The sequence below is a fragment of the Paraburkholderia sp. J11-2 genome (assembly GCF_905220185.1).
Classification (GTDB): domain Bacteria; phylum Pseudomonadota; class Gammaproteobacteria; order Burkholderiales; family Burkholderiaceae; genus Paraburkholderia.
In genome coordinates this window covers 147,899-166,756 of sequence record NZ_CAJMYY010000017.1, presented here as the reverse complement: position 1 = coordinate 166,756, position 18,858 = coordinate 147,899, and the positions used below count along the sequence as shown (strand labels likewise).

Here is an 18,858-nt window from a genome sequence, read left to right as displayed (position 1 = left end):
TGATGCCTTGGTGCTGCGCTCAGGCTCCGGGCGAATGGTTATGCTTTGCCGGTCAGACAGGGCTCGCGGAGCTGGCCCCATGAGCGGCCCGGAAAAGTATGCGGATTGTATTGCAAATGAGAATGCTTGTTATTTAAATATTGCTGTCAATAGGTGTATTCAGCGTTTACGCAACAATTTCAGCATCAGGCATTCGATGTGGGCGCAACGAAAGGTTCGAAAAATTTCAGGGTCGTAAGACTTGAGTGCGTACGTTTTCACTCAACGTTGCGCGCTCAACCAATGCAGCACGCGCTCCTGACTGCCGCATGGGAAAAACCCGGCCCGGTTCGTTCGCAAGACGGTTTGTTTGCGGTGCCAATAAGCAGATTCGATACCTTTAGGCAGTCCTTTCGTTGGTTCGCGAGGCGCGCCCAAACCTACAATGGGGCTTCGTGATGAAGGACGTCTGGTGAACCGGAAATGACTGAACAATCGATGCTCGTGGTGAGCGCACACAGCGCGGATTTCGTATGGCGCGCGGGTGGCGCGATTGCCCTGCACAGGAAAAACGGCTATCGCGTGAAAGTGGTGTGCCTCTCGTTTGGCGAGCGCGGCGAGTCGGCGAAGCTCTGGCGCAAGGGCCCCGACATGACCATCGAGAAAGTGAAGGCCGCGCGCCGCGAGGAGGCGCTCGCCGCCGCGGAGATCCTGGGCGCCCAATGCGAGTTCTTCGATCTGGGCGACTATCCGCTGCGCGTTTCCGATGAAGCGCTCATGCGCCTCGTCGATGTGTATCGCGACGTGCAACCGGCCTTCGTGCTGAGCCACTCGCAGAAGGACCCGTACAACTTCGATCATCCGCTCGCCATGCATGTGGCCCAGGAAGCGCGCATCATCGCGCAGGCCGAGGGCCACAATCCGGGGCAAAAGATCGTCGGCGCGCCGCCCGTCTACGCGTTCGAACCGCACCAGACCGAGCAGTGCGAGTGGATTCCGAACACCTTCCTCGACATTACCGAAGTGTGGGACGTGAAGCGCCGCGCCATTGAGTGCATGGCGGGCCAGGAACACCTTTGGGAGTACTACACGCGTGTCGCGCAGCAGCGCGGCGTGCAGGCCAAGCGCAACATCGGCATTACGGCGAAGCGCGACATTCAATACGCGGAAGGCTATATGCGCCTGACGCCCGCAGTAGTGGGAGATCTGTCATGAAACGCGGTGTAGTCGTCACCCAGATTCCGCGCGCCGACGCGCGCCACATCGAAATCCTCAAGGAAGCCGGCTCGGCCACCGTGCACGAGGCGCAAAGCCGTCTTGGCTTGCTCGCCACGTATTTGCGGCCCATTTATTCGGGCGCCGCGATTGCGGGCTCGGCCGTGACCGTGCTGATGCCGCCCTCGGACAACTGGATGCTGCACGTGGCCGTGGAGCAGTGCCGTGAAGGCGACGTGCTCGTGGCCGCGCCCACGTCGCCCTGCGAAGACGGCTACTTCGGCGAACTGCTCGCCACCTCGCTTGCGGCGCGCGGCGTGCGCGGGCTCATTATCGACGCGGGTTGCCGCGACGTGCGCGCACTGAAGGCGATGGACTTCCCGGTGTGGTCGAAGGCCGTTTCGGCGCAAGGCACGGTGAAGGAAACGCTCGGCTCGGTGAACGTGCCGGTGGTGTGCGCGCAGCAGATCGTGCATCCGGGCGACGTGATCGTGGCCGACGACGACGGCGTGGTCGTGGTGCCGTTCGACACGGTTGCGAAGGTCGTGGAAGCGACGCAGGCGCGCCTTGCCAAGGAAGAAAAAACGCGCGCGGTGCTCGCCGGCGGCACGCTCGGCCTCGACTATTACGGCATGCGCGAGCGCCTTGCCGAAAAGGGCCTGCGCTACGTCAACACTGCGGCAGACGCTTGAGTCCGGTACGCACGACGCACTAGCAGCAAGCACGAAAACGAGCGCCGCAAGGGCGCTCGTTTCGCTTTGTGACTACATGAGGCGTTGCGTCAGAGAATGCGCTCCAGCGCCTTGGCGAGCCTGCCGACCGCGCCTTCGACGTCATGCAGTTTTTCGAGGCCGAATAATCCAATGCGGAAGGTCTTGAAGTCTTCCGGCTCGTCGCACATCAGGGGCACGCCGGCCGCGATCTGCAAGCCGGCGTCGGCGAACTTCTTGCCGGATCGTATGCCATCGTCGTCGGAGTAGCTGACCACGACACCCGGCGCCTGAAAACCTTCGGCCGCTACGCTTCTGAACCCCTTGCTCGCGAGCAGCGCCCGAATGCGCTTGCCGAGTTCGAGCTGCTCCGCCATCACCTTGTCGAAGCCGTAAGCCTCGGTTTCCTTGATCACGTCGCGCAGCGTCGCGAGACTGTCCGTGGGCATCGTGGCGTGATAAGCGAACCCGCCGTTCTCGTAGGCTTCCATGATCTGCAGCCACTTGCGAAGATCGCAGGCGAAGCTGGTGCTGGTCGTGGCATCAATGCGTTCGCGGGCGAGCGAGTTGAGCATGACCAATGCGCAGCAAGGTGAAGCGCTCCACCCCTTTTGCGGGGCGCTGATCAGGATATCGATGCCGCTCGCCTCCATGTCGACCCAGACCGTACCGGAGGCGATGCAATCGAGTACGAACATGCCGCCTACGGCGTGCACAGCGTCGGCCACCGCGCGCAAATACGCGTTGGGCAGCATCATGCCGGATGCGGTTTCGACATGCGGCGCAAAGACCAGATCGGGCTTGTTCTCCTTGATCGCAGCAACGACTTCTTCGATGGGCGGCGGTGCATAGGCGGCTTGCCTTCCCTGTTCGACCGGGCGCGCCTTCAACACGATCGATTCAGACGGAATGCCGCCCATGTCGAAAATCTGCGACCAGCGGAAGCTGAACCAGCCGTTGCGAATGACGAGGCATTTCTTGTTCGTCGCGAACTGGCGGGCAACGGCTTCCATGCCGAAAGTCCCGCTGCCCGGAACCACCACGACCGACTTCGCGTTGTAGACTTTTTTCAGCGACGCGGAGATATCTCGCATGACGCCTTGAAAGAGCTGCGACATATGATTGATCGAGCGGTCGGTGTAGACCACTGAATATTCGAGGAGTCCCTCGCGGTCGACGTTGGGAAGTAAACCTGGCACGCTCGCCTCCGATAAAGGATGAACATTGTGAGCAGTATTTGCGGTTCGCTACTGCCGCAACAATGCAAAATGTTTTATGCCGCGACGGAAATAGATTCTAACGAAAGCCGTCTGTCGCTTGGGGCATATTTTTACCGGCTATCCGGCGCACGCATGAAGCGTCGCGTCGCCCGTGACAATGGTGCGATGCGGCAGAGTCAGTGTCTGTCTTGGTTGCGCGCGGGCGGCTGCGGATTATTGGCCGGGTTCGTATCGAACCGGCTCACGCTTTCGATGCCCACCTGATCAGCAAGGGTGGAGAGCCGCGCATACAGCGAGTCGGCGGCCTCGCTGTCGTAGACCTCTTCACCGCGAATGTAGACCGTGAACGACTTCAGGTATTTCGCCTTTTTCTCGCGATTGCCAATCGTGTCTTTCGTCCATTGATATAACGGATAGCGCTCGCGCCCCTCGCGTTCCGCTGCGTCGACATAGTCGGCGAACGCGTCGAACTGACACTTCAAAGAGGCGTCGTACTCGCGCAAAACAGCTTCGAGCAAATCGCGCCCGTCGTAGGGCCTGCCCGCACGCAGCGCATCGGCCAACGCGGGGGTGACGGTGATACGGACCTGGAATTGCCATGCTTCTGTCATGTATGCACTCCCGCGCTGGCGAACCACTACGCTCTGTCGCACGACGATCAGCCCGCGCGCCGTCCCTCCACCACGCGCGTTGCGGGCGCAACGTCCATGACCGCGAGCCGGATCGCGTCGATCAGCGCACGCGCCGCAGGCGAGGGCGAGCCCTGCGCGCGCAGCGTGAGCCCGATATCGCGGCGCGTGTGCTGCAACGGCACGTCGAGGATCACCAACTGGCCCGACTCGATTTCGTAATGCAACTGCTGCGCCGAGAGCGCCGTGATCATGTCCGTGCCGAGCAGCAGCCCGCGAATCACGGCGAGGTCAGCGGTTTCGACCGTGGGCAGCGGCGGCTTGAGCTTCACGCGACGGAACTGCGCCTCGAGCAGCCCGCGCGAGGGCGAATGCGTGCGCGAAAGAATCCATTGTGCGTCACGCAGATCGTTCAGCGTGAGGCCATGCTTTTTCGCGAGCGGATGGTCATGCCGCGCGAGCACCACCATGTCCTCCGACATCAGCCGCTCGTTGCCAAGGCCGCTGGCCGCGTCGTTTTCGCGCAGCGCGCCGAGCACGAAGTCCACGTCGCCCGCGCGCAGGCCCGCCACGAGCAGCTCATAAGCGCTTTCGTCGGTCACCACGCGCACGCCCGGATGCTGCGCGGAAAGACGCGCGATCGCGGCGGGCAGGATCAGCGTGCGGCCCAGCGGCAGCGCGCCCACCGTCACCGAGCCCTGGATATTGCCGTGCAGCGCCGCGATATCGTCGGGCACGTGGCGCAATTCGTTGAGCGCGCGCCGCACGTGCAGCAGGAACGTTTCGCCTTCAGCCGTAAGCAGCACGCCGCGCGGTCCGCGATGGAAGAGCGTGACGCCCGAGCCGCTTTCGAGCACGCGCATGGCGCTGCTCACCGCGGGTTGGCTGATGCCGAATGCATTGGCCGTGCTCGGCATGTGGCGATGCCGCGCCAGCGCGACGAATAGCTGCAGCCGCCGTGTGTTGAGCAGATACGCGGGCAGCGTGCCTTCGCTCAACGCGCGACGGCGCGCCTGGCGCGCGGCGCACCACTGCGCCAGCTCTTCCAGTTCGCCAAAAATGCGCGCGCAGCGCTCGAGCACCACGCGGCCCACGGCCGTGGGCAGCATGCCCGATGGCTTGCGCTCGAAGAGCGGCGCGCCGAGCGCCGTCTCCAGTTCCTGTACCGAGCGCGTGACGGCCGACTGCGCGCGATACAGGGCCGAAGCGGCGCGCGTGGCGCTGCCGGTGTCGGCAACGAGGCGAAAGGCGCGCAGATGCGCGAGATTCAGGAGTTCGGGCTGGCTCACGGCGCGATCATGTCGTTTTGGGTGGGATACGTGCCGTGTCTCATGCGGCCACTGCGGCGGCCACTGCGGCGCCAACTGCGCTCAGATGCAGGCGGTCGACCGAGAGATTGAGGCTCTCCTTCGAAATATGCGTGTGCTCTTTCATCAGCGCTTCGACGCGCGCGCCTTCGCCGTTCACGAGCGCGCCGACAATCGCGTGATGCTGGCGGTGCGCATACGAGAGCATCATGAACTGGCGCTGCTGCGCGGCCTTGTCGAACACCACCGTGCCCGGCGAGACGAATGGAATCTTGTCGTTGAGCGCGAGCGCGGCGCTCACCGCGAGATTGTGCGCCGCTTCCACAATGAGTGCGTGGAAGCGGCCGTTCATCGCGGCGTAGCGCGTTTCCGCTTCGCTGTCGAGCACGCCGGCCGCGAAAATCGCGTCGCCCTCGCGCAGGCAGTCTTCGAGCGCGCGCGCGAGCGCCGCATCCACACCGCGCTCGGCGACCGTGCGTGCGGCGAGCCCTTCGAGCACGCCGCGCACGTCAATGGCGTTGAGCACGTCGGTCACCGAAAAGCGCCGCACGGTATAGCCGCGCGCGCCCGAGCGCTCGACGAGGCCCTCGGTGGCGAGCACACTGAGCGCGTAGCGCAGCGGCGTGCGTGAAATACCGAGGCGCTCGGCGAGCTGGGCCTCGACGAGCCGCTCGCCGGGCGCGAGTTCGCCGGACAGGATGCGCGTGCGCAGCGCCTGCACGATAGTTTGCTGGGTCGTCCCGTTCATGTCTTGCGTGAATCGCAGTGTGCGAGGCGCGCGGCGTATGGCGCGCGTGGCCCTTGCGAGTTCGTTCTTTTGATATCTGTTTCGTTTATGAGGGCGTTGCCGGGGCGGATCTTCCGCACTTCCCGCAATGGTCTTTCAGGATACCAAAAACCGTTACGGCGCGCGGGTTTGAGCGATCGGCCGAGTGTGTAAAAACGCTCAAAAGCCCTGAATTCATGAGGAAAAGGGAAAAATTCGTGGTTAACCCTTGCTTACGGTTTGGGCGGCATTTTTGTAATTTCGTATCCCAATTGATGGATCGAAGGCGTCTGCCGACGTATCCGGTCCAGCGCGGCGCGAGTGCGCCGCATGAACAGCAGCAGAGGGCAAGATCATGGCAAGAATAGTGGGCGGCATCGGCACATCGCACGTGCCGACAATCGGCATGGCATACGACAAGGGCAAGCAGAACGAACCCGCGTGGGCGCCGCTCTTCCAGGGGTACGAACCGGTGGCGCAGTGGCTCGCCGAGCGCAAGCCGGACGCGCTCGTGATGTTCTACAACGACCACGCCAACAGCTTCTTCTTCGACTGCTACCCGACCTTCGCGCTGGGCGTTTCCGCCAGGCACGAGTTCGCCGACGAAGGCGCGGGCAAACGCGCGCTGCCGGACATTGCGGGCCACCCCGACCTCGCGATCCACATTGCCGAGCAACTCGTGAACGACGAGTTCGACCTCACGATCTTCCAGGACAAACCGCTCGACCACGGCTGCAATTCGCCGCTTTCGCTCATGCTGCCGCACGAAGGCGGATGGCCCGCCGCGCTGGTGCCGATCCAGGTGAACGTGCTGCAGTATCCGCTGCCGACCGCCAACCGCTGCTACCGGATCGGCCAGGCGCTGCGCCGCGCGATCGAATCGTTCGAGCAGGACCTCGATATCGTCGTGGTGGGCACGGGCGGCCTTTCGCACCAGGTACACGGCGAGCGCAGCGGCTACAACAACACCGAATGGGACATGGAGTTTCTCGACCTGATCGTGAACGATCCGGAGCGCCTCGCTCGCATGAAGCACGTGGATTACGTGCGCCTTGGCGGCGCGGAGAGCGTGGAGACGATCATGTGGCTCGCCATGCGCGGGGCGCTGGGCGGCAAGATCCGCGAAGTCCATCGCAACTACTATCTTGCGACCAGCACGGCGATGGCGGTCACGGTGTACGAAGAAGAGGGCCAGCAATGAATCCGCAACTGGCTGGCATCGAGGAACTCACGGGCACCTACCCGTTCGACATTCGCCAGAGCATGAAGGCCATGCGCCTGAACCGCTTCTTCTGGGAAATGCGTTTGCCGCAGGCGCGCGAACTGTGGCTGAGCGATCGCAAGGCCGCCTACGACGCAGCGGCGCTTACCAACGAGGAGCGCGCGCTCATCGACGCAACGGACTGGCTCGGCCTCATTCAATACGGCGTGTGCTTTTTCGTGCTGGAGAAGTTCGCGCGCGTGGTGAAGATCACGAATCTCGGCATGTACGCGAGCATGCGCGGCGAAACCCTCGAGGCGTTCCTGAAGACGCGCAAGGTGCCCGACGCGGTTTGATCGCTCGATCGACCGTTTTATCCCGCTTGATCTCCCGATTCGCTTTTGCGCTTAAGCGGGCGTTTTGCCCGCTCGAGCGCGTTTGACCCGCGCGGCCCATATGCCGCGCGCTTGCTTGCGGCTCGCCTGATCTCGGGGTGGCGAGCCGGATAACCTTCGATGCTCGAATAAACAGGTTTGTTCAAAACAGGAGACTTGGAGAATGCAGGATCATAAGCAATACAAAAAAATTGCATTGGCGATTATGGGGGCCATCGGCGCGATGGCATGCGCGGCACCTGCGTTCGCGCAAAGCAGCGTGACCCTCTACGGGATGATGGACACGGGCATTACCTACGTGAGCAACCAGGGCGGCAAGCACAACCTCAAGATGGACGACGGCGTGAACGGCCCGAACCTCTGGGGCATCACCGGCACGGAAGATCTGGGCGGCGGCACGAAGGCCTTCTTCCAGCTCGTCAACCAGTTCCAGGTGGACAACGGCGCCTTCATGCCGAACAAGAGCCTCTTTAGCCGTACCTCGATTCTGGGCCTGAGCAACGACAAGCTGGGCAAGCTCACGCTCGGTAACCAGTACGACTTCATGACGGACTCGTTGTATTTCGCAGGCAACGATCCGGCGGAACTCTCGGGCCACTTTTATGATTTCCGCGCGGGTCCGTTCCAGAAGCTCGCGCTGCCGAACAACGCGACCGGTGCGTTCGACTGGGACCGCATGGCAGGCGAGACCGTCAACAACTCCGTGAAGTATCTGTCGCCGACGTTCGGCGGCTTCAGCGCGGGCGCGATGTACAGCTTCGGCGGCGTGGCCGGTTCGATCGGCACGGGCAACGGCACGAGCTTCGCGCTGAACTACTCGGCGCATGACTTCGGCGTGAACGCGGCCTATACGAATCTCAAGACCGTCGTGACGGGCGAAGGCGACGTGAGCGTGCGCAACTGGGGTATTGGCGCGCACTATCGTTTTGGCGGCTGGATTACGAATGCGCTCTTCACCACGGTGCATAACTCGGCCAACGGCGGCTCGGTGTACGAGGGCTCGGTAGGCGCGCACTACAACTTCACGCCTGCGCTGAGCGCCGGCGCGTCGTACATGTACATGAAGGGCAACGAGGTGGTCGACAACAATCACGCTCACCAGGTCGCGGCGATCGTCGATTACGCGCTCTCCAAGCGCACCAGCGTGTACGTGCTGGGCGTGTACCAGCGTGCCAGCTCGGGCGGTCTTGCGAAGATCAACGGCATGAACTCCTCGGACGGCGCTTCGAGCGGTCAGAGCCAGGCGGTTGCGCGCGTGGGCCTGCATACGCACTTCTGATGCACGTCTAGCCTCATTTTCTCCGGTAGTTGTTTGACGCCGCCCGGTCGCCTGATCGCGCGGCGTTTTTTCATGCTGCGCGTCCTTTCACGCAATGCACGCGAATTGGGCAAAATAGCGCCAGTCGAAACAGCACTCGCGTGACGAGAAAGGAAGTTTCATGACGGACACGGTGGATTGCGTCGTGATCGGCGCGGGCGTAGTCGGTCTCGCGGTTGCGCGAGCGTGTGCGCGGCAAGGCTGGGAAACCGTCCTCGTCGAGGCGGAAAACGCCATCGGCACGGGCACCAGTTCGCGCAACAGCGAAGTGATACACGCGGGCATCTACTATCCGCAAGGCTCGCTCAAGGCGCAGCTGTGCGTGCGGGGCAAGCGCCAGCTCTACGCGTATTGCGAAGAGAAGGGTGTGGAACACAGCCGCTGCGGCAAGTTCATCGTCGCAACACAGGAAGGGCAGCTCGACGCGCTGCGCGCGATTCGCTCGACGGCGGCCGCCAATGGCGTGAACGACCTGCGCTGGCTCGAGCGCGACGAGGCGCGCGCCATGGAGCCCGCGCTCAATTGCGTGGCGGCGCTCGAATCGCCCTCCACGGGCATTGTGGACAGCCACGGCTTGATGCTCGCGCTGCAGGGCGACTTCGAAGCGGCGGGCGGCATGCTCGCGTTTTGCTCGCCGGTCACGGGTGGCCTGGTGAAGCCGGGCCAGCCGACGCTGCTCAAGGTTGGTGGCGACGAGCCGATGGAATTGCTTGCCACGCGCGTGGTGAACAGCGCGGGCCTCTACGCGCAGCAGGTAGCGGCTTGCATCGAAGGCGTGCCGCAGCAATCGATCCCGCCGGTGCGCTACGCGAAAGGCAATTACTACTCGCTTACAGGCGCGGCGCCGTTTTCGCGGCTCATCTACCCTGTGCCGGAGGAAGGGGGCCTGGGCGTCCATCTGACGATCGACCTTGGCCACCAGGCGCGCTTTGGCCCCGACGTGCAGTGGATCGACACGATCGACTACACCGTGGACCCGGGCCGCGCGGCGAAATTCTACGAGGCGATTCGCACCTACTGGCCAGCGCTGCCTGACGACTCGCTGCAACCGGGGTATGCTGGCATCCGCCCGAAGCTGGCCGAGGGCAAGCATGGCGGCGACTTCGTGATCCAGGACGCACGCGAGCACGGCGTAAGCGGGCTCGTGAACCTCTACGGCATCGAGTCGCCGGGGCTGACGGCTTCGCTCGCGATTGCGGACGAGGTGGTCGAACGTCTAAACATGAACTGACTGCAGTAGCGAATCAACGCGAATCACAAGGAGAACAGGATGGTCTACGAGATGGCGCATATCGCAGTGAGCGCAGGCAAGAACGCCGAATTCGAGGCGGCCGTGGCGCAAGCGCTGCCGCTCTTTCACCGTGCGCGCGGCTGCCGCGCCGTGGAACTGCAGCGCGGCGTGGAAGAGCCGAACCAGTATGTGCTCGTCGTGCAGTGGGATACCGTCGAGGATCACATGGTGCACTTTCGCGAGTCGGATGACTTTCAGGAGTGGCGGCGCCTCGTCGGCCCGTACTTCGAGAAGCCGCCGGTCGTGGGGCACACGCAGGTCGTGGTGAAGTAACTCGCAGGGCGCGGGCGGCGGCAGTGTTGCTGCCCGCTGCGCTTACGCCTTGATATCGAACCCCTCCACGTAGCGCACTGCATCTTCCCCGTCCCAAACGCGGCCATCGACGAACGGCGCGCTCACCGCGTCGCGAGGCACTTCAACCCCTATCGTCGCGGCCGCTTGCGCATACATCGCCGTCTGATTGAGCGCGCAAGCGATCTCGCGATAGTCGCTTCGCCGCGCGAGCATGCCCCATCGTTCGAACTGCGTAAGAAACCACACGCCCTCCGATTCGCGCGGATAGTTCACGCGGCCTTCTTCGAAGAACTTCATTCCGGGCGCGTTCGAAGCCGCATCGGCCTCTAGCCGCGCCGCGATCAGCCTGGCGTCCACGCCCAGCATCTCGGGGCGCGCGAGCCACTGCGCAATCTCGCGCCGATTGCCTTCGCCGTCCAGCCAGCGGCATGCTTCGAGCATCGTCTGCACCAGGGCGCGCGCCGTATTCGGGTGGCGCGCCACGAAATCGCGCCGGCAGGCGAGCACTTTCTCGGGATGATCCGGCCAGATCGCCCCGCTCGCGATGATCGTGCGTCCCACGCCGCGCTGCTCGGCGAGCCCCGCCCACGGCTCGCCCACGCACAGGCCGTCGAGGCGATCTTCGGCCAGGGCGGCCACCATCTGCGGCGGCGGTATCACCACGCTCTCGACGTCGCGCAGCGGATGCACGCCCTGCGAAGCGAGCCAGTAATACAGCCACATCGCGTGCGTGCCGGTGGGAAAGGTCTGAGCGAACACGGGCTTGCGCGCAAGCGTTGCGAGCGCGCGCGGCAGCGAGCCGTGTTCGGCGAGCGCGTCCGCGAGACGGTTCGAAAGCGTGATCGCCTGACCGTTGCGATTGAGCACCATCAGCACGGCCATGTCGGTTTGCGGGCCGCCAAGGCCGAGCTGCACGCCATACACGAGCCCGTAGAGCGAATGCGCGGCGTCGAGTTCGCCAGAGAGCAGCTTGTCGCGCAGCGCGGCCCACGAGGGCTGGCGCGAGAGTTCGAGCGTGAGGCCGTGCGCGTGGCCGAACTCGAGCAGCTTCGCGGCGACGAGCGGCGCGGCGTCGGCGAGCGGCACGAAGCCGATCTTCAGATGGGTTTTCTCGGGCGCGCCGAGCGTGGTGGTGGCGTTCATGGTCGGTCCTGCACGTCGCCCGCCGCGACGATCTGGCGGGCGACTTCGGCGAGCTTCACGCTCTGGTTCATCGCGCGCTTGCGCAGCGCCGCATAGGCGGCGGGCTCGGTGAGCTTCTGTTGCTCCATCAGGATGCGTTTGGCGCGGTCGATCAGCTTGCGCTCGGCCAGCTCGTTCTCAGCCTGCGTGAGACGCTCGCGCAACTGCGCTTCCTGGGCAAAGCGCGCGAGCGCGACTTCGAGGATCGGCGCGAGGCGCTCGCTCGCGAGCCCTTCCACGAGATACGCGGTCACACCCGCGCTCACCGCAGAGCGGATGAGCTGCTGGTTGGCGTCGTGGCTGAACATCAGCACCGGACGCGGCGCGGTGGCGTTCATCACCGCGAGCTGTTCGAGCGTGTCGCGCGAGGGCGACTCGGTATCGATGATGATGACGTCGGGCCGCTCGCGCTCGACGACGCGGTGCAGCGCCTGCGGTGTCGCAGGCTCGGCGAGCATGTCGTAGCCGAGCTTGGCGAGCGCGTCGCGCAGGTCGCCGATAGGCTTGTCGGTGTCGGTTACGAGCAGTACGCGCAGCATGGGGATTCGGTGGTCGTCGGCATGACGTCTTCGACGGTTAATCGGTGCATTGTGCGCCATCGCTGGGCGCGCATGAGTGTTCAGCAAGGTATGTGCCAGTTGGTCCCCTGGCCGGAGAACCTTGCCGGACGGAACTTTGGGCGCGGCGCAACGCACCGCGGCGCATGCTGCGTTGTGCACCGCAGCAGTGCGGGCGCCGGCGGGGCGCACCCAGTTGGCGCAGTGGCCGCGGGCGATGCACGAAAAAGTGCGGTCCGCACGGGCGCTCAGGCTTGCGCAGTCAGTGCGGCCAAACTCGCCTTTTGTGACGAAGGCATTTCAACTATTCTTTTTAGCGCACGCAGTCGGCTCCACGATTCCCAGCGCCAGCATTCTCACGACAATTAACCGGCCAATGGAAATGGAAAGACCTGCTTCCACCGATGCACCGCCCGCAAGTGCGACCGCAAGCCGGTCATGGCTGCGCTGGCTGCCCGGCGTCACGCTGTTCAAGACCTACCAACGCGCCTGGCTACTGAACGATCTTGCCGCGGGCCTCGTGCTGACCACGATGCTCGTGCCGGTCGGCATTGCCTACGCGGCGGCTTCCGGTGTGCCCGGCGTCTACGGTCTCTATGCGACGATCATTCCGCTGCTGGCGTACGCCCTATTCGGGCCTAGCCGCATTCTCGTACTCGGCCCCGATTCCGCGCTCGCGGCGCCCATACTCGCCGTGGTCGTTCAGGTGGCCGGCGGCGACCCCGCGCGCGCCATCGGCGTGGCGAGCATGATGGCGATCGTTTCCGGTCTCGTCTGCGTCGTCATGGGGCTCTTGCGCCTCGGCTTCATTACCGAGCTGCTGTCCAAGCCCATTCGATACGGCTACATGAACGGCATCGCGCTGGCCGTGCTCATTAGTCAGTTGCCGAAACTCTTCGGCATCTCTATCGACGAGCAGGGCCCGATGCGCGACCTGTTCAGCCTCGTCGAGGGTGTCGCGCGCGGTGCGGCCAACTGGTACACCTTTGCCGTGGGCGCGGGAAGCCTCGTGCTGATCTTGCTGCTCAAGCGCTTTGACAAAGTGCCCGGCATCCTGATCGCCGTGATCGTGGCCACGCTCTCGGTGAGTCTCTTCCACCTCGACAGCCTCGGCGTCAAAGTGCTGGGCACGATTCCGCAGGGGTTGCCTGGGCTCTCGCTGCCGTGGGTCGCCAACGTGGACCTCGTCAAGATCGTCCTGGGCGGCGCGGCCGTCGCGCTGATCGCCTTCGCCGATACGAGCGTGCTCTCGCGCACCTATGCGGCGCGCTTTCATGCGCGCGTCGATCCCAATCAGGAGATGGTGGGCCTCGGCGTGGCCAACTTCGCGGCGGGCTTGTTCCAGGGCTTTCCGATCAGCAGCAGCGCGTCGCGCACGCCGGTTGCCGAGGCTGCGGGCGCCCGCACGCAGCTCACCGGCGTGGTGGGCGCGCTCGCGGTGGCGGCGCTGCTCATGGTCGCGCCCAATCTGTTGCGCTATTTGCCCAACAGCGCGCTGGCGGCCGTGGTGATCGCCGCCGCACTGGGGCTGTTCGAATTCGCGGATCTCAAACGCATTTACCGCATTCAGCAGTGGGAGTTCTGGCTATCCATCGGCTGCTTCGTGGCCGTCGCGGTGTTCGGGGCGATTCCCGGCATAGGCCTCGCCGTGTTGATCGCCGTGATCGAATTTCTCTGGGACGGCTGGCGGCCCCACTTCGCGGTGCTTGGCCGCGTGGAAGGATTGCGCGGCTATCACGATATCGAGCGCTATCCCGAAGCCGTGCGCACGCCGGGCCTCGTGCTGTTTCGCTGGGACGCGCCGTTGTTCTTCGCGAATGCCGAGCTGTTTGCGCAACGCCTGATGGAGGCGGTGGAAGCGTCGCCCACACCGGTGCGCCGGGTCGTGGTGGCGGCGGAGCCCGTGACGAGCGTGGACGTCACGTCCGCCGACATGCTGCGCGAGCTGACCCACGCGTTGCGCGAGCGCGGCGTCGCGCTGCATTTTGCGGAGATGAAAGACCCGGTGCGCGACAAGCTCAAGCGCTTCGATTTGCTCGAGGACATCGGCCCGGACCGTTTCGATCCGACCGTAAGCAGTGCTGTCGATCGCTATGTCGGCGAGGCCGGCCTCGCAAAGGACGAGGCCGGGCCGCAAGAGGGGCGCTAGTGTGACGGAAGTGCGCCGTTCGCAACGCTCGCCGACTCAGGCGCCGGGCTTGAGCACCACGCGAAAGCGCGCTTTGCCGCTTATCATCCGCTCATAGGCTTCTGCGGCGCGCGACAGCGGATATTCCTCGATCATCGGCTTCACGCCGGAGAGCGCACTGAACGCCAGGGTCTCCTGAGAGTCGGCAGCGGTGCCCGAGGGCCAGCCCTGCACCGAGTGGCGGCCCATGATGAACTGCGTGATCGGCACCTCCACGGGCTCCTGCGAGACGCCGACCATGATCATCTTGCCGTTCAGGCCAAGGCCGCCCAGCGCGGCGCTCATGGCCTTGCCGCTCGTGGCCGTGGCGAGGATCACGCGCGCGCCGCCTAGCGCGAGCAACGCCTGCGCGACGTCCTGCGAGGCGCTGTCGATATAGTGATGCGCGCCGAGTTGCTTCGCGAGCGGCGCCTTGTCCTGCCCGCGCGCGATGGCTACGGTGACGAAGCCCATTTTGCGCGCGTACTGCACGCCGAGATGGCCGAGCCCGCCAATACCGAGGATCGCTACGACATCGCCCGCGCGCGCGCCGCTGTGGCGCAGCGCGTTGAAGGTGGTGATGCCGGCGCACAGAAGCGGCGCGGCGTCGACGTCGGAGAGGTCGTCGGGCATGCGCGCGAGCGCTTCCTGCGGCGCCACCATGTAATCGGCATAGCCGCCGTCGTAGCTGATGCCGGGAATTTGCCCGTTCTTGCAAAGCACGAAGTCGCCGTGCCGGCAGTGTTCACAATGGCCGCAATGGCCGCCGTGCCAGCCCACGCCGATGCGCTGCCCGACCTGCCAATCCTCGACGCGCTCGCCTAGCTTTGCGATCACGCCCGCGATCTCGTGGCCGGGCACGCGCGGAAACTGGAGGCCTGGCCAATGGCCTTCCTTCGTGAGCGAATCGCTATGGCAGATCCCGCAGGCGTGCACTTTGACGAGGACGTGTCCTTCGGGCGGCTCGGGAATATCGCGTTCAACCAGTTCGAGCGGGGCGCCCGGTTCTGCTACCTGTACTGCGTGCATCTTTGCCATCGTCTGCTCCTGGGAAAGTGGGCTTTCGCCGGTGATGTCGTGGCGACGTGCGACTACCGCGACATTGTAGGACGATGGTGAGAGCGCTTCGTGTTGCGCGGCGTGGGCACTCGAGGGGGATGTTTGTTAGCGTTGGGGTTACGCGGGCAGTCGACAACGTACTGGCGACCGTCAACAATTACCGGAAGTGCCAACGATACGAATGACCGGGGCGAATGAACAATCTTGAAGTTACGCTGCGCGCAGCGACGCCTGCCGACGAGCCATTTCTGTTCGATTTGCGCAGGGCGACGATGGACGAACACCTGGCACGCGCTGGCGAGCCGACCGACGAGCGCGCGCATTGGGCGCGTCTTCGTTACCGCTACAACGATGCCTATATCGTTTGCTGCGGGTCCGAAAGACTCGGCCTTTTCAAATTCTTTCGGGATGCGGATGAATGGACCATCGTGCAAATCCAGATTCTCCCGGCCTGGCAGGGTCGCGGCATCGCGGCCCATCTTCTCCATGAGTTTTTGAAGCAGGCGGACGGCGCCGGTGTGCCTGTCAAGCTAAGTGTTTTGAAAGGCAATCGCGCGATCGGCCTTTACGAGCGCTTTGGGTTTCAGGTCGTGAATAGTACTGACACGTCATGGCAAATGAGGCGAGGGTGAGCGGCAGCAGGCGCTAGGCCGGGCCATCCGATGACGGGCCGGCTCCGCCCGACCCAAGATTGAGGTCTCTGAGCCGTGCGACGGCTTCATCGCGGCTCGACACGCCCAATTTGCCGTAGATGTTCTTCAGGTGCCACTTCACCGTTTCCGGCGAAATCGCGAGTGTGCGCGCAATCCGCTTATTGGGCATGGCCTGGGCGAGCAGCTGCACGACATCCGCTTCGCGCTCGCTCAACATCATGGCGGGCTTTTGTTGCGCGCCAGTTCCACCATCAACTGGCCGCTGTGCCGGGTGGACCGAATCCGTCATGCTGTGCGCGGCCTGCAACCGGCCGACATAGAACGAGAGGACCGGGTCCGCCGGCTCGCTCTGCACGACGCGTGTGACTAGTTCCAGCACACTGGGGCCGGCATCCAGCACGCTGCGCACGAGACCGAGCCGGTGCCCGCGCCGCAGTGCTGCCGTCACCGCTGGCGCCACGGCATGAGTTCGTCCGAGGCTGGCATGCGCGAGCGCCCCGAGCAGCTGGAAGTGTGTGGCGTGGCGTTGCCAGCCGCGCGCTTCGCACGCTGGGACCAATCGATCGATCTGCGCTGAGGCGGCCTCATGATTCTCATGGGCGAAAGCCCAAAGCATGTTGGCGCGTGCCGCGTGCACCGCCACGTGCCCAAGCGGCCCCGTGCGCTCGACGGAAATGCCTTCGGCAATCCTGTCGAGGCGATCGAGCGCCGCTTGTGCGTCGCTGGTCCGGCCGCGTTGCAGGTGGCGCTGGACCTGGTCGGCGAGACTGTGCGCGACGAGCCGGTTCAAGCGATATTGCCTGCCGTACTCTTCGAGGCGTTCCAGCCACGCAAAGCTGTCCATCTCGTGTCCGGCGATCCAGTGCACGGACGACAGCGCCGTCAGCACCCGCAACACCGCATCGGGAATCGACACGCGTTCGAGCACCTCGATCCGCTCTTCCAGAAGTCGCCGGCAGGCGTCCAGCTCATTGAACTCATAGAGCACTTCGCCGAGTAGCGCCGCCGCAAGCGATGCGGCCTCGGCGGCCTCGCGGCCGCGCCGGTCGGCTTCGGCCATCACGTCGCGGCAGATTCGCTCTGCCTGCAGAAAGCGCCCTTCGAGCGAAAAACTGAGGCCCATGACGCATCTGCCGTACAGCATGCCGGCCGGCGTGCCCATCAGCTCGACACCGTTGACGAGCAGGGCGGGCGAGTCTGTCTGGATGGCGCGCGCCCGCTCGTACTCGCCGGCATGCATATAGAGCCACGACAGGATGTTGTTGCGCCCACCGATGCCCACGCTGTCGATCTCGGCGGGCACATTCAGCAAGCACGGCTCCACAGCGCTCACGCCGTCACTATCGTCACGCTGGACAGACAGTGTCGCCTGGGTGATCGCGAGCCGATAGCGCGCGCCGTGGTCGTCGGGCGCCACGTCGGCGAGCAACCCGTCAAGGATAGCCTCGCACGCGTCGAAGTCTCGTGCATAGAGCTTCAAACGCGCGCTCCATAACCGCAGACCGAAGCGCGCCTCGATCTCGGACGCCGGCAGCATGCGAATAATCGCCGCGAGCTTGCGCAGGTCGCCCTGGATCTGCATCTGTTGCGCAACCTGCACGACCTCGTCGGCGGCCGTTGCGGTTTCTCCGGCAAGCAGCGCGTGGCGGATTGCTTCGTCGTGCCGATCGTGCTCGCGAAACCAGCGCCACGCCCTGTGATGCACCTCACGTTGCTGCTCGAGCGGCCATGAGCGAAAGCGCTGCAGCAGCGTCTCGCGAAAGAGCGGATTCAGGCGATACCATTTCTCGCTTCCCGACGACGCAATGGACTCGACAAAAAGGTTGTCGCATTCGAGTCGGCCAGGGATCCGGCCATGCAGCTCCGGATTCGCGCCGAGCGCGGCGCACAGTGAAGCGCAAAATATCGTGCAGGGCGCGAGCCTGACGAGCAGGTCGAGTTCTTCGGCAGACAGTTGCGGCAGGACTTCGCGCTCGAAATAGTCGGCAACGCCGCGCGCGTCGAGGAAGTGGCTGCGGGGCACATGCCCGGCAAGAGGAGCGCCTTGCTCGCCCCGCTCGCCGCGCCGCAAATGCGCCGCGAGCAGCAGCAAGCCCGCCACCCAGCCATCCGTGAGCTCATGCATTTTTTGCGCGTCGCGCCGCTCCAGATGACTGACCTTCGCTTTCAGGAATGCTTCGGATTCCTCTGCGGTGAACCGAAGGTCGCGCATGCTGAGTTCGAGGGACTGGCCGCCATCGCGCAGCCTGCCAAGCGACACGGGAACGGCGCTGCGCGAGGCCATGACGATGTGCAGGTTGGGCGGCGCGTAGTCGAGCAGCCACTGCACGGTTTCGCGCACCTGAAGATCGACGACGTGGTGTGCGTCGTCGAGCATCAGCATCAAGTGGCGCGGGTGCCGGCCAATACCGCTTACGAGGGCGACGAGGGAGCGCTCGACGGCTTCGTCGTCGGTGCCGCGGCCAGAGAGCAGCGCGGCCTCTTGCGGTATGGCGGGATCGACCTGGGCGAGGCTCGCGGCGAGGTCGTCGAGCCAGCGCGACATGTCATTGTCTTCGGGGGCGAGCGTGAGCCACGCCACGTCGAAGCTGAGTGGCAACAACGCGCGGCGCAAGGCCAGCAAAAGCGCCGTCTTTCCGCAGCCCGCCGGCCCCTCGAGTATGAGGCAGCGGCGCCGGCGCGCTTCGGTCAACTGCGCGAGCAGGCGTTCGCGCGCCAGCACCCGTGCGTCCATACGCGGCGGCTGCAGTCGCTGTTCGGCTTCGCTCAACAGGGAGGCCAACTGTGACTGGGAAGATTCCATGGGGTCACATAAAGCAGAATGTTTGCCCGGCAAATGCCGCGGCGCAACGACGTGCCCGCATTCATGCGCTGGTCGATTGTACAGTGGGGGCCCCAAAAGCGGCGTCCGGAAG

Annotated in this window: 17 protein-coding genes; 9 read left to right on the top strand and 8 right to left on the bottom strand. The window is 64.5% G+C overall.

The genetic code is table 11. The annotated features are described in order from the left end of the window. Window positions 1–462: 462 nt before the first annotated feature. Both U5A57_RS24050 and U5A57_RS24045 read left to right on the top strand, forming a co-directional pair. The gene (locus U5A57_RS24050; RefSeq protein ID WP_321914134.1) at window positions 463–1,194 is read left to right on the top strand and encodes a PIG-L deacetylase family protein; all 732 of its coding nucleotides are present in this window, start codon (window positions 463–465) and stop codon (window positions 1,192–1,194) included. After that, window positions 1,191–1,886 carry a 4-carboxy-4-hydroxy-2-oxoadipate aldolase/oxaloacetate decarboxylase gene (locus U5A57_RS24045; protein ID WP_321914133.1) on the top strand — a complete coding sequence of 232 codons (696 nt, stop codon included), beginning with the start codon at window positions 1,191–1,193 and terminating at the stop codon, window positions 1,884–1,886. Before U5A57_RS24050 ends, U5A57_RS24045 begins: the two co-directional genes overlap by 4 nt. Before the next feature lie 89 nt (window positions 1,887–1,975). Here U5A57_RS24045 and U5A57_RS24040 read toward each other — a convergent pair whose 3' ends face one another. The 4 genes from U5A57_RS24040 to U5A57_RS24025 all read right to left on the bottom strand — a co-directional run bounded on the left by U5A57_RS24040 (window position 1,976) and on the right by U5A57_RS24025 (window position 5,808). Further along, window positions 1,976–3,103, bottom strand: a complete 1,128-nt coding sequence (locus tag U5A57_RS24040) for an aminotransferase class V-fold PLP-dependent enzyme (RefSeq protein WP_321914132.1) — start codon at window positions 3,101–3,103, stop codon at window positions 1,976–1,978. A 197-nt stretch (window positions 3,104–3,300) separates the two neighbouring features. Beyond that, a complete protein-coding gene (locus tag U5A57_RS24035; protein ID WP_321914162.1) occupies window positions 3,301–3,735 on the bottom strand; it encodes a hypothetical protein in 435 nt (144 codons plus the stop codon). A 47-nt stretch (window positions 3,736–3,782) separates the two neighbouring features. Then, window positions 3,783–5,042 (bottom strand): LysR family transcriptional regulator, encoded by a 1,260-nt coding sequence (locus tag U5A57_RS24030; protein WP_321914131.1) that lies wholly within the window; start codon window positions 5,040–5,042, stop codon window positions 3,783–3,785. 40 nt (window positions 5,043–5,082) lie between these two features. Further along, window positions 5,083–5,808 carry a GntR family transcriptional regulator gene (locus U5A57_RS24025; protein ID WP_321914130.1) on the bottom strand — a complete coding sequence of 242 codons (726 nt, stop codon included), beginning with the start codon at window positions 5,806–5,808 and terminating at the stop codon, window positions 5,083–5,085. A gap of 373 nt (window positions 5,809–6,181) precedes the next feature. On the opposite strand from U5A57_RS24025, the gene U5A57_RS24020 reads away from it, so the two are divergent. From U5A57_RS24020 to U5A57_RS24000, 5 genes are all read left to right on the top strand, one after another. Next, complete coding sequence (locus U5A57_RS24020; protein ID WP_321914129.1) at window positions 6,182–7,027, top strand: gallate dioxygenase; 846 nt, start codon at window positions 6,182–6,184, stop codon at window positions 7,025–7,027. Beyond that, complete coding sequence (locus U5A57_RS24015; RefSeq protein ID WP_321914128.1) at window positions 7,024–7,383, top strand: protocatechuate 3,4-dioxygenase; 360 nt, start codon at window positions 7,024–7,026, stop codon at window positions 7,381–7,383. The genes U5A57_RS24020 and U5A57_RS24015 overlap by 4 nt, the downstream gene beginning before the upstream one ends. Window positions 7,384–7,585: 202 nt before the next feature. Beyond that, the gene (locus U5A57_RS24010) at window positions 7,586–8,701 is read left to right on the top strand and encodes a porin (RefSeq protein WP_415774653.1); all 1,116 of its coding nucleotides are present in this window, start codon (window positions 7,586–7,588) and stop codon (window positions 8,699–8,701) included. Window positions 8,702–8,861: 160 nt separating this feature from the next. Next, the gene (locus U5A57_RS24005; protein ID WP_321914127.1) at window positions 8,862–9,971 is read left to right on the top strand and encodes an NAD(P)/FAD-dependent oxidoreductase; all 1,110 of its coding nucleotides are present in this window, start codon (window positions 8,862–8,864) and stop codon (window positions 9,969–9,971) included. Between the two features lie 39 nt (window positions 9,972–10,010). Beyond that, entirely contained in the window at window positions 10,011–10,304 is a 294-nt protein-coding gene (locus U5A57_RS24000) for an antibiotic biosynthesis monooxygenase (protein WP_321914126.1), read from the top strand. Between the two features lie 42 nt (window positions 10,305–10,346). On the opposite strand, the gene U5A57_RS23995 is transcribed toward U5A57_RS24000, so the two are convergent. Together U5A57_RS23995 and U5A57_RS23990 are read right to left on the bottom strand one after the other, a co-directional pair. Beyond that, window positions 10,347–11,468, bottom strand: coding sequence for a CmpA/NrtA family ABC transporter substrate-binding protein (locus tag U5A57_RS23995; protein ID WP_321914125.1), 1,122 nt, complete (start codon window positions 11,466–11,468; stop codon window positions 10,347–10,349). Next, window positions 11,465–12,046, bottom strand: coding sequence for an ANTAR domain-containing response regulator (locus U5A57_RS23990; RefSeq protein ID WP_321914124.1), 582 nt, complete (start codon window positions 12,044–12,046; stop codon window positions 11,465–11,467). The genes U5A57_RS23995 and U5A57_RS23990 overlap by 4 nt, the downstream gene beginning before the upstream one ends. Window positions 12,047–12,446: 400 nt before the next feature. Between U5A57_RS23990 and U5A57_RS23985 the strand changes: the two genes are divergently transcribed. Next, window positions 12,447–14,213: a sulfate permease gene (locus tag U5A57_RS23985; protein WP_321914123.1), complete on the top strand. Its 1,767-nt coding sequence runs from the start codon at window positions 12,447–12,449 to the stop codon at window positions 14,211–14,213. A 36-nt stretch (window positions 14,214–14,249) separates the two neighbouring features. On the opposite strand, the gene U5A57_RS23980 is transcribed toward U5A57_RS23985, so the two are convergent. Next, window positions 14,250–15,269, bottom strand: a complete 1,020-nt coding sequence (locus U5A57_RS23980) for an alcohol dehydrogenase (RefSeq protein WP_321914122.1) — start codon at window positions 15,267–15,269, stop codon at window positions 14,250–14,252. A gap of 215 nt (window positions 15,270–15,484) precedes the next feature. On the opposite strand from U5A57_RS23980, the gene U5A57_RS23975 reads away from it, so the two are divergent. Continuing rightward, the gene (locus tag U5A57_RS23975) at window positions 15,485–15,922 is read left to right on the top strand and encodes a GNAT family N-acetyltransferase (protein WP_321914121.1); all 438 of its coding nucleotides are present in this window, start codon (window positions 15,485–15,487) and stop codon (window positions 15,920–15,922) included. Between the two features lie 13 nt (window positions 15,923–15,935). On the opposite strand, the gene U5A57_RS23970 is transcribed toward U5A57_RS23975, so the two are convergent. Next, window positions 15,936–18,746: a helix-turn-helix transcriptional regulator gene (locus U5A57_RS23970; protein ID WP_321914120.1), complete on the bottom strand. Its 2,811-nt coding sequence runs from the start codon at window positions 18,744–18,746 to the stop codon at window positions 15,936–15,938. Between the last annotated feature and the right edge of the window lie 112 nt (window positions 18,747–18,858).

Excerpts from the sequence above, each read along its gene's own strand:
- U5A57_RS24050 (WP_321914134.1), top strand. The coding sequence starts at position 463 with ATGACTGAACAATCGATGCTCGTGGTGAGCGCACACAGCGCGGATTTC.
- U5A57_RS24045 (WP_321914133.1), top strand. The coding sequence starts at position 1,191 with ATGAAACGCGGTGTAGTCGTCACCCAGATTCCGCGCGCCGACGCGCGC.
- U5A57_RS24035 (WP_321914162.1), bottom strand. The coding sequence starts at position 3,735 with ATGACAGAAGCATGGCAATTCCAGGTCCGTATCACCGTCACCCCCGCG.
- U5A57_RS24025 (WP_321914130.1), bottom strand. The coding sequence starts at position 5,808 with ATGAACGGGACGACCCAGCAAACTATCGTGCAGGCGCTGCGCACGCGC.
- U5A57_RS24020 (WP_321914129.1), top strand. The coding sequence starts at position 6,182 with ATGGCAAGAATAGTGGGCGGCATCGGCACATCGCACGTGCCGACAATC.
- U5A57_RS24015 (WP_321914128.1), top strand. The coding sequence starts at position 7,024 with ATGAATCCGCAACTGGCTGGCATCGAGGAACTCACGGGCACCTACCCG.
- U5A57_RS24010 (WP_415774653.1), top strand. The coding sequence starts at position 7,586 with ATGCAGGATCATAAGCAATACAAAAAAATTGCATTGGCGATTATGGGG.
- U5A57_RS24005 (WP_321914127.1), top strand. The coding sequence starts at position 8,862 with ATGACGGACACGGTGGATTGCGTCGTGATCGGCGCGGGCGTAGTCGGT.
- U5A57_RS24000 (WP_321914126.1), top strand. The coding sequence starts at position 10,011 with ATGGTCTACGAGATGGCGCATATCGCAGTGAGCGCAGGCAAGAACGCC.
- U5A57_RS23995 (WP_321914125.1), bottom strand. The coding sequence starts at position 11,468 with ATGAACGCCACCACCACGCTCGGCGCGCCCGAGAAAACCCATCTGAAG.
- U5A57_RS23990 (WP_321914124.1), bottom strand. The coding sequence starts at position 12,046 with ATGCTGCGCGTACTGCTCGTAACCGACACCGACAAGCCTATCGGCGAC.
- U5A57_RS23985 (WP_321914123.1), top strand. The coding sequence starts at position 12,447 with ATGGAAAGACCTGCTTCCACCGATGCACCGCCCGCAAGTGCGACCGCA.
- U5A57_RS23980 (WP_321914122.1), bottom strand. The coding sequence starts at position 15,269 with ATGGCAAAGATGCACGCAGTACAGGTAGCAGAACCGGGCGCCCCGCTC.
- U5A57_RS23975 (WP_321914121.1), top strand. The coding sequence starts at position 15,485 with ATGAACAATCTTGAAGTTACGCTGCGCGCAGCGACGCCTGCCGACGAG.
- U5A57_RS23970 (WP_321914120.1), bottom strand. The coding sequence starts at position 18,746 with ATGGAATCTTCCCAGTCACAGTTGGCCTCCCTGTTGAGCGAAGCCGAA.